General features: G+C 61.4%; 13 protein-coding genes. 5 read left to right on the top strand and 8 right to left on the bottom strand.

The genetic code is table 11. From position 1 onward, the window contains the following. Positions 1–4 precede the first annotated feature (4 nt). Entirely contained in the window at positions 5–2,563 is a 2,559-nt protein-coding gene (locus KHZ24_07870) for a M28 family peptidase (GenBank protein ID MBS5451110.1), read from the bottom strand. Between the two features lie 126 nt (positions 2,564–2,689). Continuing rightward, positions 2,690–3,967 carry a hypothetical protein gene (locus KHZ24_07865; GenBank protein ID MBS5451109.1) on the bottom strand — a complete coding sequence of 426 codons (1,278 nt, stop codon included), beginning with the start codon at positions 3,965–3,967 and terminating at the stop codon, positions 2,690–2,692. A 361-nt stretch (positions 3,968–4,328) separates the two neighbouring features. On the opposite strand from KHZ24_07865, the gene KHZ24_07860 reads away from it, so the two are divergent. Together KHZ24_07860 and KHZ24_07855 are read left to right on the top strand one after the other, a co-directional pair. Further along, the gene (locus tag KHZ24_07860) at positions 4,329–5,399 is read left to right on the top strand and encodes a WYL domain-containing protein (protein ID MBS5451108.1); all 1,071 of its coding nucleotides are present in this window, start codon (positions 4,329–4,331) and stop codon (positions 5,397–5,399) included. After that, the gene (locus KHZ24_07855; protein ID MBS5451107.1) at positions 5,392–6,417 is read left to right on the top strand and encodes a WYL domain-containing protein; all 1,026 of its coding nucleotides are present in this window, start codon (positions 5,392–5,394) and stop codon (positions 6,415–6,417) included. The genes KHZ24_07860 and KHZ24_07855 overlap by 8 nt, the downstream gene beginning before the upstream one ends. Before the next feature lie 221 nt (positions 6,418–6,638). Here the strand turns inward: KHZ24_07855 and KHZ24_07850 are convergent, their stop codons facing one another. Both KHZ24_07850 and KHZ24_07845 read right to left on the bottom strand, forming a co-directional pair. Continuing rightward, on the bottom strand, positions 6,639–9,725 hold the full coding sequence (locus tag KHZ24_07850) for a DNA polymerase III subunit epsilon (GenBank protein MBS5451106.1): 3,087 nt from the start codon (positions 9,723–9,725) through the stop codon (positions 6,639–6,641). Between the two features lie 7 nt (positions 9,726–9,732). Beyond that, on the bottom strand, positions 9,733–10,320 hold the full coding sequence (locus KHZ24_07845; protein MBS5451105.1) for a GNAT family N-acetyltransferase: 588 nt from the start codon (positions 10,318–10,320) through the stop codon (positions 9,733–9,735). Between the two features lie 256 nt (positions 10,321–10,576). Here KHZ24_07845 and KHZ24_07840 point away from each other — a divergent pair, with 256 nt between their 5' ends. Together KHZ24_07840 and KHZ24_07835 are read left to right on the top strand one after the other, a co-directional pair. Then, positions 10,577–11,236 carry a hypothetical protein gene (locus KHZ24_07840; protein ID MBS5451104.1) on the top strand — a complete coding sequence of 220 codons (660 nt, stop codon included), beginning with the start codon at positions 10,577–10,579 and terminating at the stop codon, positions 11,234–11,236. A 43-nt stretch (positions 11,237–11,279) separates the two neighbouring features. Beyond that, positions 11,280–11,828, top strand: coding sequence for a hypothetical protein (locus tag KHZ24_07835; GenBank protein MBS5451103.1), 549 nt, complete (start codon positions 11,280–11,282; stop codon positions 11,826–11,828). Between the two features lie 111 nt (positions 11,829–11,939). On the opposite strand, the gene KHZ24_07830 is transcribed toward KHZ24_07835, so the two are convergent. Next, positions 11,940–12,152, bottom strand: a complete 213-nt coding sequence (locus tag KHZ24_07830) for a hypothetical protein (GenBank protein ID MBS5451102.1) — start codon at positions 12,150–12,152, stop codon at positions 11,940–11,942. A 559-nt stretch (positions 12,153–12,711) separates the two neighbouring features. Here KHZ24_07830 and rlmN point away from each other — a divergent pair. Beyond that, positions 12,712–13,755, top strand: coding sequence for a 23S rRNA (adenine(2503)-C(2))-methyltransferase RlmN (gene rlmN / locus KHZ24_07825; GenBank protein ID MBS5451101.1), 1,044 nt, complete (start codon positions 12,712–12,714; stop codon positions 13,753–13,755). Between the two features lie 155 nt (positions 13,756–13,910). Here rlmN and KHZ24_07820 read toward each other — a convergent pair whose 3' ends face one another. The 3 genes from KHZ24_07820 to KHZ24_07810 form a co-directional block, all read right to left on the bottom strand. Then, complete coding sequence (locus tag KHZ24_07820; GenBank protein ID MBS5451100.1) at positions 13,911–14,162, bottom strand: hypothetical protein; 252 nt, start codon at positions 14,160–14,162, stop codon at positions 13,911–13,913. Positions 14,163–14,213: 51 nt separating this feature from the next. Then, complete coding sequence (locus tag KHZ24_07815; protein ID MBS5451099.1) at positions 14,214–15,023, bottom strand: ParB/RepB/Spo0J family partition protein; 810 nt, start codon at positions 15,021–15,023, stop codon at positions 14,214–14,216. A gap of 64 nt (positions 15,024–15,087) precedes the next feature. After that, the gene (locus KHZ24_07810) at positions 15,088–15,888 is read right to left on the bottom strand and encodes a ParA family protein (protein MBS5451098.1); all 801 of its coding nucleotides are present in this window, start codon (positions 15,886–15,888) and stop codon (positions 15,088–15,090) included. Between the last annotated feature and the right edge of the window lie 61 nt (positions 15,889–15,949).

Here is a 15,949-nt window from a genome sequence, read left to right as displayed (position 1 = left end):
AGGATTATGCGCGCTTGATGACCTCAACCATGATGTCGACGACATCGTCGATCATCGAGGGGTCCACCGCCTCGGGCACGTCACCTGTCCAGCGCGCGTTGGCAGGACAGCCCTTGTCGACGCCGCACACCGTGACACCGTGGAAGCCCTGGCGCAGCGCCGTCGTGGCCTCCGTGTCGCGCCATGGCATGCGAGCGAGCGCCAGCGGGCGGCCGATGGCCTGCGAGGACTCGCCGAACAGGTTGACGAGACGGCGATTTGCCTTGCGATGTCCGGCCAGGCCCTCCTCGACGACGAGCGACTGGCGCCCGGCACCGACGGCCTCAAGGTTGATGACGTACGCCCCGCGGAGCTTCTTGCTGTACTCGTCGAAGAACGCCTGGGCACCGGCATGGTCGGCCTCGGAGGCACCGGTGAGCACGAACCACACCTCATGCGAGATGAGATCGCGGTCGCCGAGCTGCATGGCAGCCTGGCGCAGCTCGCGGCGATCGTCGTCCTGCTGCTCCGGCGTCGCACCCGCTCCACGGCGGCGCGAGGACGCCGACGCGGCGCCACCCTGCCAGCGACGACCGCCCTGCTGGCTGCCGTTGGGCGCGTCGGGGTAGAAGCCGTCGGCGTCGGGCTGAGACCCGTCGTCGAACGGGTCGGCCGGAGCTGCCGGGGCGGCGCTGCCGTTGGGCGCGTCGTCGGCAAAGTTGCTCCAGCTCCCCATCTGCTCGCCATTCTTCTTGGCGTCGTAGTCCTCGTCGACGCCCAGCCAGTCAGAGAAGGACTCCTCCTGCATCTGAGCGGCCATCTCAGCAGCACGGCGGCTGATGCGCCCCGTCGCCCCGCGTCCCTTCTTGGCGCGAGAGCGCTTGCTCGAACCGCCCGCCGCGTCGAAGTCAAAGCCGGACGTCGTGCGGCGCTTATAGTCCTCGAGCATCGCCGGGGTCACGTTATCGTGCGTGCCCGTCTCGAAGTCCATGGCCGAGAAGTCGTCGGGGTTGTAGTCGCCGATCGTCTCGACGTTGGTCACGCTGAACGGATCGACAGCGGCAACGGAGGGGTCGGGCACGTCCTCGAGAATGCGGCGATTCTGGTTCACGCTGACCGGCGAGAAGCTCGTCGTGCCCCACGTCGGACTGTTGAGGATGGAGTCGCGGCGTACCTCGTCGTCATCGAGCAGGTTGCCCTGCTGCTGGGCGACGTCGCGAGGCAGCGTGACGCCTGTCTTGCCCAGCTCGGCATCGGGCTCGTCGTGCACGGTGATGACGTCGAACGGCTTGGGAGGCTCAGGCACGTCGGGCACCTGGTCGCTTGACACCGGCTCGGAAGGCACAGCCTCGCGCGAGGCTTCGTGGGTGGCGCGAGCCGCATCCAGCTGATCGTGCGTCAGCACCATCGTGGCACCCGCAGGCGCACTCGGTGCAGCGGAAGACTCCCCGCCCTCCTCGAACAGCGACGGCTGCTCGGCCGGGACAACCTCAGCGACGGGAGCGGGATCGGTCGCGGGAGCCGCAACGCGCTCGTGCACGGCGCTCACCGACGGCGCCTCAAACCCGGTATGCGCATCGACCGGCGTGCTGAGAATCGTCTCGCCCAAGTCGGCCTCAGGGGTGCACTCGTACTCGATGGCGCAGCTCTCGGGGACCATGCCAAGGCTCCGCAGCACGTCGGCACCGCGGCGTACGGGCTGGGCAGCGAGGCGCTGGGCGCGACGGTTGAGACGCAGGCGCTCCTCCTCCGGAGAAAAACGACGCTCGCGCGGCTCATCAACGCCCTCGGCATACCCCTCCTCCGCGCCATACGCAGCCTCGGAAGCGTCATCCTCGACGCTGATCATGGAGCCGTCGATGGCCGGACGCACGCGATAGAGCAGGCCGAGCAGGGCGGCGACGCCGGACATGTTGTCATTGGCGCCGCGCGTGAACGGCATGACAAAGCGGTTGACGAGGATGCGCGCACCCTGGCACACAAGCACGAGCGCCGCGACGATGGCGCTGGCGAACGCCACGCTCTTCACGACGACGGGCAAGGGCAATAGCGCCACGACGATCGTCACGAGCTCGGCGACCATGGCAACGAACGTCGCGAGCTCCATGTAGGGCTGGAGGCCGCGCAGCAGCGGGATCGCCATGATGTCAGCGCGCGGCGTGTCATAGTGCGCCACGACGACGATCGGGCGGGACTTCTGACCGGGGGCGACGCTCGCTGCGGGATGGCGCGCGATGAGGTTCTGGCTGCACCCCGGCTCACCCACGCTCTTCAGAAGGTGGATGCCGCGCATCTCGAGCACATAGAGCGCCGCAGCAGCCAGCCCCAAAACGAGGCAGATGACCGTCAGGACCGTTGCGTGGATACCGGCGAGCAGGCCAGCGAGCGCCATGAGGAGCAGCGCCCCGGCAAGCGGGATCTTGCCCAGGAACGGGTAGCTGAAGTCCTGGTTGATCGTCTGCAGCCCGTGCAGGTGGATGGCTTCGGACAGCTCCTTTGCCATCTCGGCCTCTTCGCGCGTGCCTGCGGGAGCCGTGTTGAACTTGTCTACGAGGTAGTGCATGGTATCGGAAGCGTCAGCCATCGGAAGGCCCCTCCGTCAAAGTCGTCAGTCGATCGGGACGGCCTCTCTCGCCTCGGATGAAACAGGAGAGACTCGTAGAGGATCAGTATAATCCCCGCACAGGTGCTCCGAGCAGATTCACCAAGGCTACGCCGCTGCAGCATCCTGGCTCACGGCGTCCGTCGGAGCGGGGTCGGACGTCGCGGACGGCGTGTCGAGCGTGGGCGTCACATCTTGAGTCGAGCTGGCATCCATACCCGGGGTTACACCGTCCAGATCGTCCGTCCCCAGATACTCGCGGATGATCGCGTCGTTCTCGGCACATGCGTCGCGCGCGACGTCATACTGCTCGCTCTGGCTCGACGTCACGACTGAGTACGCAGCCCTCACGAGGTCGCGCGACGTGCCCGGGACGGACGAGGCGGCTTGCTCAGAGGTGGCAGCAGCCTGGTTGAGCTGGTCGATCATGCCGTTTGCGCCGTCCTGGTCACCGCTTGCCACGGCCGTGTCGAACGCGACCATGACGTTCAACTCCGCCAGGCGCGCGTTGAGGTAGTTCTCGATCCCCGAGTAGTCGGCATCGGGGAACTGCTCCTTGGCGGCAGCAACAGACGCCTGGGCGTTCGTGATGTCCGCAACAGCCTGGTTATCCACGTCGACAGTAGCCCACAGGTCAAAGACGCTGAGATCCCCGTCCTGTGCGACAGCGTCGGCATAGGCCGTATACGCGTCCTCGGACTGCTTGACCTTGCCGTTCGCAGCCTCGATGGAAGCATAGGCAGCGTCGAGGTTCTCGAGGGCCTTCAGCACCTTCGCGTCAGAGGCGAGCAGCGTCCGACCGATCTCGAGCATAGAACGGCGAGCGGAGATGGAGCCCTTGAGGGCGTCGATGACCGTCGTCTGCTCCTCGGTGAGCAGCGCACGCTGGTCGTTGGCGTCCCTCACCCTGCTGTCGGCGTCCGTCAGGGCATTGGATGCCGTCGTCGACGACAGCATGGCGTCCGTCAGGGCCTGCGAGACAGTCTCGCTCGATATCTCGGAGCCGATGGCGGCGTCAAGCGGCGTGATGACGACGTCGGCGTCACTGACACGCTGGATAGCCGCCGTGATGTTGTCCGTGGCCTTGGCCTGGGCCTGTCCGCGCACGAAAAAGAACCCGCCCACGACAAGAACCGCAAGCACGACCACGACGATGAGCACAATGACGACAGTTCGTTTAACGTTATGCCCATCGCTGAACGACGTGTCGAACGACTTGCCCGTTCCCTCCGCTGCCGCAGCCGGGGCAACGCTGTTCATGTCGAACAGCTCGTCAGCAGCGCGCGGCGCACTTGCCTCAGCGCGAGCCGCACCCGCCTCGCGCGCCGCAACAAGCGGGTTGATGGGAGCCCCAGAGCCCCTGCCCTCGCTTGCAACAGGCGGCACGGATGCAGGGGGGACCTCGCCCGGCCCTGCAACAAGGGAGGCATTCCCTTCTCCATGCGCCCCTGCGCTCATCTCAGGCGCGCGATGTGCCCGTGCCGCGCCCTGTTCGCCTTCCCCTGCGCTGGGCGCAAAGTGGCGACCCGCCCTGGGTGTGCTCATCCCGGCCCTCCTGTCTCAAGAAACGATGCGCGTGCATCGCTGTTTGAACGTGTCTTTACCTAAACGAATTACTATACAGCATGACATAATGAGAGTGTCCTATTCCAAGGTAAATACGGGTGCGGCCGAGAGTTCAACCTCCTGTTGCTGCACCGCCATCACCAGTTGGAGAACACACAACGCGCACGGCAAGGAGACACGCGTGGCGAGAGAAAACTCGATGCAAGCCAAGGAGCCTGCCATTGCGGTGAGCCTAGCCCTGCTGCTGGACGGTCGCCGTCAGGGGCTCACGCTCAGCCAGATCATGAATACGGGGGCCCTACTCATCGACGACCGCCCCGAAAGTGACGCCACACTACGCAAGCGCTTTGAGCGGGCCCGCGCGCGGCTCGGGCAGGTCGGAATCGTCATCTCCATCGCCCCAGGGTCAGAAGCGGAGCAGGAGCCGCGCTACGTCCTGGACGCGGGCCTGTCCTACAGTGCCGAGCAGTCCGTGCAGCTCAGCGGCGAGCAGGCCTTACGACTCAGCTACCTGCTCGCCATCTGTGAGCAGGCCGATCTGCCGTTTCGGGACGATCTCGAGCGAGCCCGCTTGCGTCTCACCACCATGATGCGCGTAGAGGTCGACGGGGACGCCTCTGCACCGGGTCTCGCGCCAGCGGCGTCTTCCCATGCCGGGCTCCCGACGAGCGACGGTGCAAACGAGCCCGCACTCGATGTCATCAGCGACGCATATGCCCACGCTCATCCCATTGAGTTTTCCTACGTCAACGCCCACGGCGAACCGTCGCGCCGGACCGTCGCCGTCTACGGGCTCTTCACGCACCGGGCCCACACCTACGTCGTCGGCTTTGACGAGGGTCGCCGCGGCGTGCGCGTCTTCCGCGTTGGGCGCATCGCCACCGAGCCGGCCCCCGCAATCGATACTCGGCGAACGTACGCCGTCCCCGCCGATTTTTCCCTCAGCGACTACCGCCACCTGCCGTTCCAGTACGGCGAGGAGCCGTTTATCGCAACATTTCGTGACACGCGCGGCATGACGGATCGCGAGAGGTCTGCGCTGACCCAGGATCTCGGCTCGTGGGAAATAGCCAAGACAGATGTGGCCTCGCACGACAGGGCCACGTGGACAGTCGAGGCATCCGACGTCGAGGAAGCCGCTCGCTGGTCCACCCACGCGCTCTCCACGAATGGGCTGCTTCCCATCTCGCCTGAACGCCTCGTCAGCGCCGTGCGCGACGGTCTGGAAAGGACGGTACGCATCCATGGCTAGACCAGCAGCACACGCCATCATCGACCAGATGCTCGCCATCATGCGCCTCGTCAACGAGCTCTCCCCCGCCGACCCCACGCGGGCTGGTGCGCCCGTCTCTCTTGACGACGTGGCTGACAAGCTCGGTATGAAACCCGCTGCCGTCAAACGCGGCATCGAGCTGCTCAACATCTGCAGCGAGAGCATGCCTGGCTACTTCATCGACTATGACGACAAGCGCAACGAGGTAACGCCCCTGCGCATGGATATGGCAATCGATCGCACGATCGGCCTGACGCCACACGAGGCCATGGCCCTGCTCACCGCTTTGGATGCCATGGGGTTCGATCGCGACGACCCGCTCGCCAAAGCGCTGGGGCACGCCCTGCCCCCACTGACGAGGGAGCGCATCAGCGGCGTGCAGACGCAGGCAGCCATCGCGGGGACGTCTGACATACTCGGCGTGCTCTCACAGGCCATCGTCGAGCATCTCGTCGTGCGGCTCTCCTATCGCAGCCTGACTGACGCGGAGCCCCACACGAGAGAGGTGGAGCCGTACTCCCTCTCATATGATCTCGAGGAAACAGCCTGGTATCTCACCGCCTGGTGCCACAAAGCTCAGGCGTGGCGCACGTTTCGCGTCGACCGTATCGCAGAGGCATCGCTGACGGAGGAGTCGTTCGCATCCCCCCTCGACGCACGGGGAACGCAAGGGCCTACTCCTGTCTCAGACTTCCTCGACGGCGCCCAGCTCGCAACGCTTGCGGTGCACGATCCCGCATGCGTGGGCGATGCCTCTCTCGAGCCGTGGCGCGGATTGCGTCCGGCTGACGAGCGCACAGCGGAGGCCTGGGTCTCCCATCTCGGCGCGGAAGCGCAGGACGGCGCCTTTATCGCAACGATACCCTGGATACCGGATCAGCCTTGGCTCGCCCGCATGGTTGTCTCGACGCTCGGCGGCGTCGAAGCCCTCGATCCGCCTGAGCTACGCACCCAGGTAAGCTCCCTTGCGCAAGATCTCCTGGGGCAGTTGGGGTAAAAGCCTGACTCGCATAAAAAATGGCGCGGCCGACCCCTCAGTCGACCGCGCCTTCCCCAGAAGTACTAGCGTCTACATCCCCCTCGATGCATAGGCTAAGTGCCAGTTTACTCAAAACACTCGCGAAATCAATACCATTTCTTCATGAACTCTCAAGTGGTCGGCGAGCGGTAAAAGAAGCTCCCGCCGTTTACCTCGATATATCGACCGTTTGCGATCAGTTATCGCAAAGAGGCCTCTTTCACATCGGCAGAACCGTTTCGCCGCTCATCATCTTGAGTGCGCCACGCTTCGAGCGCAGAGCGGATGTCACAGGACGCCACCTTGTCAAAGTCCTTCTTAGGAAGCGCCCCAAGGAATACCTTGCCGTATCCCTTCGAAAGCAGGCGCGCGTCCGCCATTACAAGGCATCCACTGTCCGTCGACGTGCGAATAAGGCGTCCAGCCGCCTGTTTAACGGCCAGCACGGCCTCCGGCAGGCTGTAGCGTGACCAGGCCCGTTCCTCGCGAGCGTCGCGCTCGCACGAAACGGGGTCAGTCGGCCGCGAGAACGGCAGCTTGGGTATCACGACACAACGCAGCGTCGTTCCGGCCGCATCAAAGCCCTCCCAGAACGACTTGAGCGCGAACAGACTGCTCGACTCCTCGGCGATGAACTTCTCTCGCAAAAACCTCGCATTGCTGCCGCGGCTCTGACAGAGCAGCATCTGACCGCGCTGAGCGAGTACCGGCTCGACAAGCTCGTACATCTGCTCCATCTCGCGACGGTTCGTGAACAGCGTGAGGACAGACCCCCCCATGCCGAGATGCACGTCGACGAGCAGGCGTTCAAGCGCGGGAAGGTAGGCAGGCTCTCGCGGGTCGGGCATGTCACGGGCCACGAGCACGCTCATGTTGTGCTCGAAGTCGTAGCTCGAGTTGAGGCGCAGCGTATCGTAGGCTCCGCTGCCGAGTGTGTCGAAGCCTACCTCGTGATTAAAGTGCGTGAACTCGTCGCCCACCGCGATGGTCGCCGACGCATAGACGACGCTCTCCGTCTCGGGATACCAGCGGCGTGCGATCTCCTGGCCCACGCCCAGCAGCTCTGCCGTGACCTCGTAGCTCTCAAAGCCCGTGCGCCGGTCTATGCCGACCGAGTACACGTAGCGGTCGTCCGTCCCATCCAGCGTGAGCTGCAGCGCGTCCCTGACGTCGCGCAGCGTGCCAACCGCCGCCGACAGGTCGTCCAAGCGCTCGGCCAGCGTGGGATTTCGCCCGGATGACGCCTCCTCTGACAGGGCCTTCACGCTGTCCTGCCCCTGCTTGACCGTCTTGTCGAGGCGCTCGAGAAACGCACGGCCTGACTCCTCGACAGCCGCGAACGGCTCCCCCTTGCGCACGTCGGGGCTCAGCCAGATCGTCTCGGCGTCATAGCCTCCGCGGCGTCCCTGCTTGGGAGCCATGCGCCGCACGTCATCAAAGAAAGCCGTCGACGTCACAAGAGCTCGGCTCGCCTCCGATGCTGTGCGCGACAGCGCTCCCAGCATGAGCGTGGCACCAGAGCACCCTTGCGCCTCCTTAGCAAGAGCCCCGATAGCACCCGACCCCATGGAGCCCAGCTTCTCGAAGCCCGCTGCGACCTCGCGCGAGTTCACGTGAAGCGCCCACTGGCGACGGGCCTCGCTCTCGACAGCGTGGGCCTCGTCCACGACCCAGTATCGGATGGGAGGCAGGATGTCCACGTCAGAGGCGACGGCGCGGAACAGCAGCGAGTGATTCGTGACGACGATGTCCGATGCGGCAGCTCGGCGTCGCGCCCCGTGCAAGAAACAGCGATTCGGAAAATATGGACAACGGCGCTTCTGGCACTCGGCGGACGTCGACGAGAGGTCGGGGCGACGAACCTTGCCCCAACGGATGCCGAGAGAGTTGAGATCGCCCTGGGCGCTCTGCGTCGCAAACGAGAAGATAGCAGCGATGGCATTGAGCAGATCCTCGCTCGGGGCAGGAAGGCCCGCCGGCGTCTCCACTTCCGCGTCGGGAGCAGCCTCGCCCTGCTCGACAGCGACAGGCTCACGACGGCGCTTCGAACCCAGGCGAGCCAGGCGCTCAACCTTGCGCAGGCATGGATAGTTGTCATAACCCTTAAGTGCCACGTACGACAGTGGCTTTTCCAGGCATGAGGAGAGCAGCGGCAACTCGTGGCGGATAAGCTGATCCGTCAGAGCGTTCGACTTCGTTGCAACGCCAACGGTCACGCCGTTGCGCTGGGCGAGCAGGGCGGCCGGCAGCAGATATGCCATGGACTTGCCGACTCCCGTCCCCGCCTCGATGGCCGCGTGTTTCGCGTGCGAGAAGGCATGCGTGACTTCGCGAGCCATCGTGACCTGCTCTTCGCGGGGCTCATACCCCTCGTACATGCGCCCCACGATGCCGTCGTGCCGGTACTCGTGAGCCACCTCTCCAGGCTCAGGAAAGCGCAGCATCCCCTGCTCGCCCAGCACGCGCGCGTCTATGCGGGCCGACAGCTCCTGGTGGGCACAACGCGTCGCCCGCTCGTCAACAAGGGAGAACGGCATATCGGGATAGGCCGCAGCAAGCTGGGCGAATATGGGGCGATATGACCAGGGCGTCTCTGGATAGAGGTTGGCGAGGTAGTTGAGCAGCCCCGCCGGCAAATCCGACGTTGCCGTGAGAAGCACGCGCCACAGGCCGCACGTCGCCTCAACGTCCGCGTCAGCGCGATGCGTCGAGTGCACAAGGTTGAACGCCCTCGACAGATCCGCCAGCTTGTGGCTCGTCAGGCACGGCAGCGCGATGCGAGAGAGTTCCAGGGAGTCGACCCACGCCTCTCCAACCTTGTGACCAGCCGCCTTTTCCAAAAAGTGACGATCAAACGTCACGTTGTGTGCGATGAGCGGTGCGTCCCCGATGAACTCCTCAAAGGCAGCCATGGCCTCGGCCGGCATCGGGGCATCGGCAACCATGTCGTTTGTAATGTGCGTCAGCTGCACGATCTCCGCTGGAATGGGACTCGACGGCCGAACAAACACGTCAAACGAGTCTACGATCTCGCGCCCGCGCAAACGAGCCGCAGCGATCTCGATGAGCTCGCACGTCTTGAAGTCGAGCCCCGTCGTCTCGGTGTCGAGAACGATGACGTCGTCCTCAAGTAGGCCGAAGTCGCAGTGAGCCGCCCTATCGGAAAGGGAGAGATACCGCTCGACAATGTCCTGGTCGGTACCGGGGGCAATCAGAGCTCGCAGCGCATCGGAAGCCGACGACGCGGCATCACGCCCGAGCGAGCCGGAGAGAGATGTGTCGGCCATAGGGACGCTAGAGCTCCTTGCGCATCACGGTTACGACAGAGCCGCCAAGCTGGGACGCAAGCTCGGCCGTGCGATCCTGGTAACCCAGGTGACGCCAGAACGACTCCGCCCCATCGCGCGTCGGCAGCGAGAGAATGGACGTCGCCCTCACCTCGGCCGTGCGGGCGAGCTGCTCAATCGCGTCGATCAGCTTGCTGCCGATACCCTGGAGTCGGTGTGTCGGATCGAGCAGCAGCTGTTCGACCGTCCACTCGTTGGCGCAAGGCCATCCGCACAGCACGTGAGCATAGGCAACGAGAGAGCCATCCTTATACGCACGGAAGATAAGCTTGTCAGACGACGTCGACCCCTCGGGCGCCAGCTCAAGCTCCTCGTTGATGGGAAGACGCATGGCCTCCTTGCCCGTAGTTGCCTCGTAGTTGTCAAGCGCGCGCTGACGAAGCTCGTCGAGCTCGGCGATCTCGGAGGACGCCATTTGGCTCAGCGTGACGCAGTTCATGACGAGGCCTTCGCGATTCTCGGGGTCTTGCTTGTCAGCGAAGTAGCCTTCAAAACCCTTGGGTGCCTCTTCGTCAGTCGTCACCATAGCTGCCATATCCTCCTTGCGAGCTCGCGTATCGTGCCATGGTACCACGGGCATCGCAGGGCCACCGACCCCTCTTCCTGGGAGCGCCAAAGCAACGTACACCAGACCATCGACGTCGCCGCTCCTCCGGCCACAGAAAGCAACCGCATCAGCGTGCACCGGGTGTGGCGTGGTATTCTGTCTTTCGTTTCGCCGCGAGGCCATAGCGCGCCTATATCGGAAGGGTCGTCACCCTCCCAAACGTGCAAGGGGGCTGTTCTTTCATATGAGCAAAGTTGATGTGTATATCGGCGGTTATCTCACCATCGAAAAGGTCACGAAGGAAGAGAGCGAGCGTCTCGCCTCAAACGAGTGCATGATCGGCATGCCCGTCACGCTGACAACCGATGCCGAGTCTAGCGAGTTTCGCATTCTGAGCTCACAGGGCAACTCCATTGGCGTCGTGAAACCCAAAAACCGGCTCGCCCTGCGCAATACGCTTGAAAACGGCTGGACGTGCCGCTGCTGGCTCTCCCTTGTCTATTACGCCGAAGCTGACAAGATGTTCCACGGCGAGATCGTGTACCAGTGCTTCAACGTCAAGGAGTCCCAGACGAAGGAGCAGGCCGCTCTCGAGGCATACACCCAGCACACCTCCGAGGCACTGGCTGCCGGAAAGCGTCCGCGCCTCACGCTCACGGGCACTTCGTACGACCAGGTCATCGAGTCCAACGGCGCCTGGCAGGGCGAAGACGGAGAGCCCCTGCCCATCTCCACAAAGAGAGGCTCCGGCACCGTCGTATTCAAGCGTAAGCGCTCCGCCGCTGATAAGCTTGCCCTCAGCGCCCTTGAGCGTAAGCCCGGCTGTCGAATCGCCCTTACGGTTGTCCTGCTCGTCCTCGTCATTGCCATAGCCTTTGGTATCTGGAAATGCGTGATGGGGTAAAACTCCCCTACGTTTCTCACTCTCGTTTTGAAAGGGACGCTTTATGGCCAAAGACGGAATCATCGTCTACTCGTCTCGCACCGGCTTCACGAAGCGCTATGCCGAATACCTTGCCGAGGAGCTCAACTACGACATCAAGCCCGCGCAGAAGGCGAACCTCTTTCGAGTGTCCTGCTATCCCGTCGTCATCTATGGTGGTGGCCTGCATCACAACAAGATCGATGGCATCCAGGGACTGATTGACGGTAACGAGTACCTGGGCGACCAGACGCTCATCGTCTTCTCCGTGGGCCTCTCCTCGGTCACACCGGACATCTTGCGCGACCTCAAGACTCGCAACATCCCCGACTTCCTAGAGGAGCAGGTCTTCTTCCAGGCCCTCCCCGGCGGCCTTCGTCGTCAAGATACGATTGGCGAGGGCCCTATGGCCAAGAAAGTTGAGTTCTACCGCAAGAAGCGTGACGAGGGACGCAAGCTTACGCGCGGCGACCTCATCGCCCTCTCTATTGCCGACGGCGAGGGTAAGGATCAGGATCGCTTCGATCCCAAAGCGTGCGAGGACATCGTCATTGCTGCTCGCAGCCACATCTAGACCATCGTCATACGCTTCGAGCCGTACGCAGCGTTTAAAAAGAGCCTCGCATCCCAAAAGATGCGAGGCTCTTTTCGTGCAATGTTTCACGTGAAACATCCGGCCCCATGGCTAGGCAGCCAAGAACATCAGCACCACCCAAACGACAACGAAAGCACCCATACCGATTGCGGTCTTTCCCATCGACACCGCAAGCGCATCAAACGTGCTCAGTTCAAGACGGGCGCGAGAAACGAGCCCCACGACAACCGAGAGGATCGCGCCCACAACTAACACAGCGGCAAGTAATATTACACCGATCGAAAAATGGAGCGGCTCCCCCATGACAGAGCCTGCCACCGTGGCTTTCACCCAAACAAACCACGCAATCTCAAGCAGCAGGGCAACAACCCCGTATATCACATAGGGAATGACGTACTTTCCGTTGAAGAGACTGCGCCCTCATAGGCTCCGCTCATTCCACCATCCGACAGAACGCCAGCCATCTCATCCCGCTCGCATCCGGACGCATAGCGGGTTGCGTTCGCATAACGACTGTAAGCACGAGCCTCACTGCTCATGTGCACAGACATTCGCCCCTGACGATCTGACGCCGCAAAATGCTCTGCCCGGTGAGCACCCTGACCGGCAGAGTCACCTCGCACCGACACACCCTGGGATCGCTGAACAGGCCACTGATCACGAACAGACGGAACGGCTGTGTTTGGAACCTTTGCCGACATTTTCCCTCGCACGCTCTTCGCAGAATGACATTTTCCTCACAGGCAGGTATCCTGTGACATGGTGGAATATAACCGGGACGTATTGTAACCTGTTATTTCTACATGCATAGTTCTTCTGGGGAAACCGCCTAAAAGCGATGAGGATGGGGAAGGCAGCTGATATGGAACGAGCCACACGGGAGACCATTGGCATTAAGGCGCTCTCACGGGCAGAAATCTCCGAGTTTATGCAAGAGCTCGGTCAGCCTGCTTACCGCTCTGAGCAGCTCATCCAATGGCTGTATCAAAAGGGCGTCTCCACCTATGACGAGATGACCAACCTCTCCCTCGCCCTTCGTTCGGAGCTGGCGGAGAAGTGTCCTCTTCTCTACCCCACTATCATCAAAAAGCAAATCTCAAGCGACGGCACGCGCAAGTACCTACTCCGCCTTGCAGATGGAGCGACGGTCGAGGCCGTCGGCATGCCCAGCAAGACGCGTCTCAGTGCCTGCGTCTCAACTCAGGCTGGCTGCCCGCTTCGCTGCGCTTTCTGCGCGACGGGCCGTGGTGGCTACACGAGGAGCCTCGGCTGCGGCGAGATCGCCGATCAGGTCAGCATCATCGCACAGGACTTTGGCCAGCGCGTCACGAACGTCGTCTTGATGGGTCAGGGTGAGCCGTTCCTCAACTACGATGCAACGCTCGAGGCCATGCGCATCATGAACGCAAGCGACTGCATGGGTATCGGGGCACGTCACATCACGGTTTCGACGGCTGGCATCCTTCCTGCCATTCGCCGCTTTGCTGCAGAGCCCGAGCAGTTCACACTTGCCATCTCCCTGCACTCTGCCGTACAGGAAACGCGTGACGAGATCATGCCTGGCGTTCGCAAGTATCCGCTTGAGCGTCTGCGCGACTCCATCATATCCTATGCTGATGCTACGGGACGCCGCCCTACTTACGAGTACGCTCTCATGGCTGGCATCAACGATGGTCGTACGGAGCTTGAGGCCCTTGTTGACTTCACGCGCCGCACGCTTTGTCACGTCAACCTCATCCAGCTCAACGATGTACCCGGCAGCCCTATCAAGCCTTCCACTCCCGAGCGTCTCCAAGACTTCAAGGTTGCTCTTGAGCGAGTTGGCGTTGAGGCAACCGTTCGTGACTCTCGCGGCGCAGATATCGACGCTGCCTGTGGCCAGCTAAAGCAGAAGGTCGCTAAGTAGGCCGATGCCCTTGCCTTTTGGCCGAAAACGTACCAGACAAAATGAAGCCTCCTCACCAAATGGCGTAGGAGGCTTCATTTTTCTCTTTTAGCACCAATATGAGCATGTCTTGCTTTTCGTGCCTCAGAACGCATTCTGTGAGGCCGTTTTTGAAGCTAAATCCCCAAAGCTTCCCACTGCTGATCCGCCCATGCCTGATTGCGGTGGGTCTCCTCCTGTTCTTTGAGCACGTCCTCTTGCTTCTTATCCTGCACACGCTCCTTGATTACACCAACAAGCTCGCCAACGCTCTTCATTGCAGTATCAACTGTCTCACGCACCCGCTCGTCCGTTCGATACGCATAGACAACAACGGCAGCCGATGCCGCAATCGAAAGCATGCACGCTGCAAAGAAGCCCTTCTTCATATCAGACCTCCCCTGGCTCGTCACACTCTTGCCTATATAGTAGTCCATCCTCTACGAGACTCGTGGACCAGAACCAATCACTCCGAGAAGTCGAGCGAGCTCTTCCTCGTCAGCAAAATCGATCTCGATCTTGTATTTGCCGCGAACCTGCTTGATCTTGACGTTTGTATCTAGATCCTCTCGCAAACGTCGAGCCGCTCGCTTAAAACTCGACGGCAGCACCGCTCGTGGCGTCTTGTTAGCTTGCTCGACGGAAAAAAGAGCGACGAGAGACTCTGTCTGACGCACAGAAAGATGCTCATCTGCAACCTTATGTGCCAGCTTGATGCGCATCTCTTCGCTGGGCACAGCCAGAATCGTACGCGCATGGCCCGCAGTCAGCTTTCCCTCGAACACAAGGTGCTGGACCTCATCCGGAAGGTCAAGAAGGCGCAAGGCATTCGTGATGCTAACGCGAGACTTGGCAAGACGCTTTGCAAGATCTTCCTGCGTCATGCCTGTCTGATCAATGATTTGACGATATGTGCGCGCTTCTTCAATAGCATTGAGGTTGCTTCGCTGAATGTTCTCTATGAGGGCAAGCTCAAGGCTTTTCGCATCATCGATCTCTTTGATGATGACGGGCACCTCGGTAAGACCCGCACGTCCTGCAGCCTGGAATCGGCGCTCGCCCGCAATGATCTCAAAACCCTTGCCCTTTATGTCAGGACGAACCAAAAGAGGCTGCAGAACGCCAACCTGAGCTATGGAGTCCGCAAGCTCCTGAAGCTCCTCCTCATTGAAGAAAACTCGAGGCTGCTTCTCGTTACGATGCAAGAGAGACAGTGACAGGATCTGAGGTTGATCGCCAAGTTCCTGCATGTTTGCCTCACGCGCTGTCTCAGTCGCAATCGACTGAAGCCCCTTGCCAAGGCCACCAAGCTTCCTAGCCACGGTTCAGTACCTCCTTGGCCAGCTCGCGATATGCTTTAGCCCCCTTGCTATGGTCGTCATACTCAAAGATTGACTGTCCAAAGCTCGGAGCCTCGCTGAGTCTGACGTTACGGGGAATGACGGTCTTAAACATCTGATCGCCAAAGTAGTTGCTCACTTCCGTGACGACCTGCTTTGAAAGCGATGTACGAGAGTCATACATCGTCATAAGAATGCCCAAGACATCAAGATTGGGATTAAGCCGCGTCTTTACCATCTTCATCGATTCAAGAAGCTTGGCCACCCCCTCAAGAGCGTAGTACTCACACTGAATGGGGATAAGGAGCTCCTTGCTTGCTGCCAGAGCATTCATTGTCAGGATGCCAAGCGACGGAGGACAATCTACGAACACAAAGTCGTAGGCGTCTTTTATCTTATCAACGACTTCTTTAAGTCGCATCTCGCGGGCAACAACCGAGACCAGCTCGATTTCCGCACCCGCAAGCTGAATCGTCGCCGGAAGCATGCTCACATAGGCGTTACTCGTCGGCTGAACAACCTGCTCAGGGTCTGCGTCGTTGAGAATCGCATCGTAAATGCTGAGCTCTATCTCGTTCTTATCGATGCCAAAACCTGACGTCGCGTTTCCCTGAGGATCGAAGTCAACAACGAGTACCTTGTATTTCTTCTCTCCGAGGGCAGCTGCCAGATTGACAGCAGTCGTCGACTTTCCGACTCCGCCCTTTTGATTCATGATAGCGATAACGCGCGTCTCTTGGTCGGGCAGTTTGCGTTTCTTCTCCGTTTTGCCCATCGACCCCTCTTCCCTTCTTCAGATGTTTCACGTGAAACAATGAGCCAACGATCCCTGAGAT

The organism is Coriobacteriia bacterium (assembly GCA_018368455.1).
In the GTDB taxonomy this organism is placed as follows: Bacteria; Actinomycetota; Coriobacteriia; order Coriobacteriales; family UMGS124; genus JAGZEG01.
The sequence above is the reverse complement of the archived record's forward strand: the minus strand, read 5'-3'. Positions and strand labels throughout refer to the sequence as shown.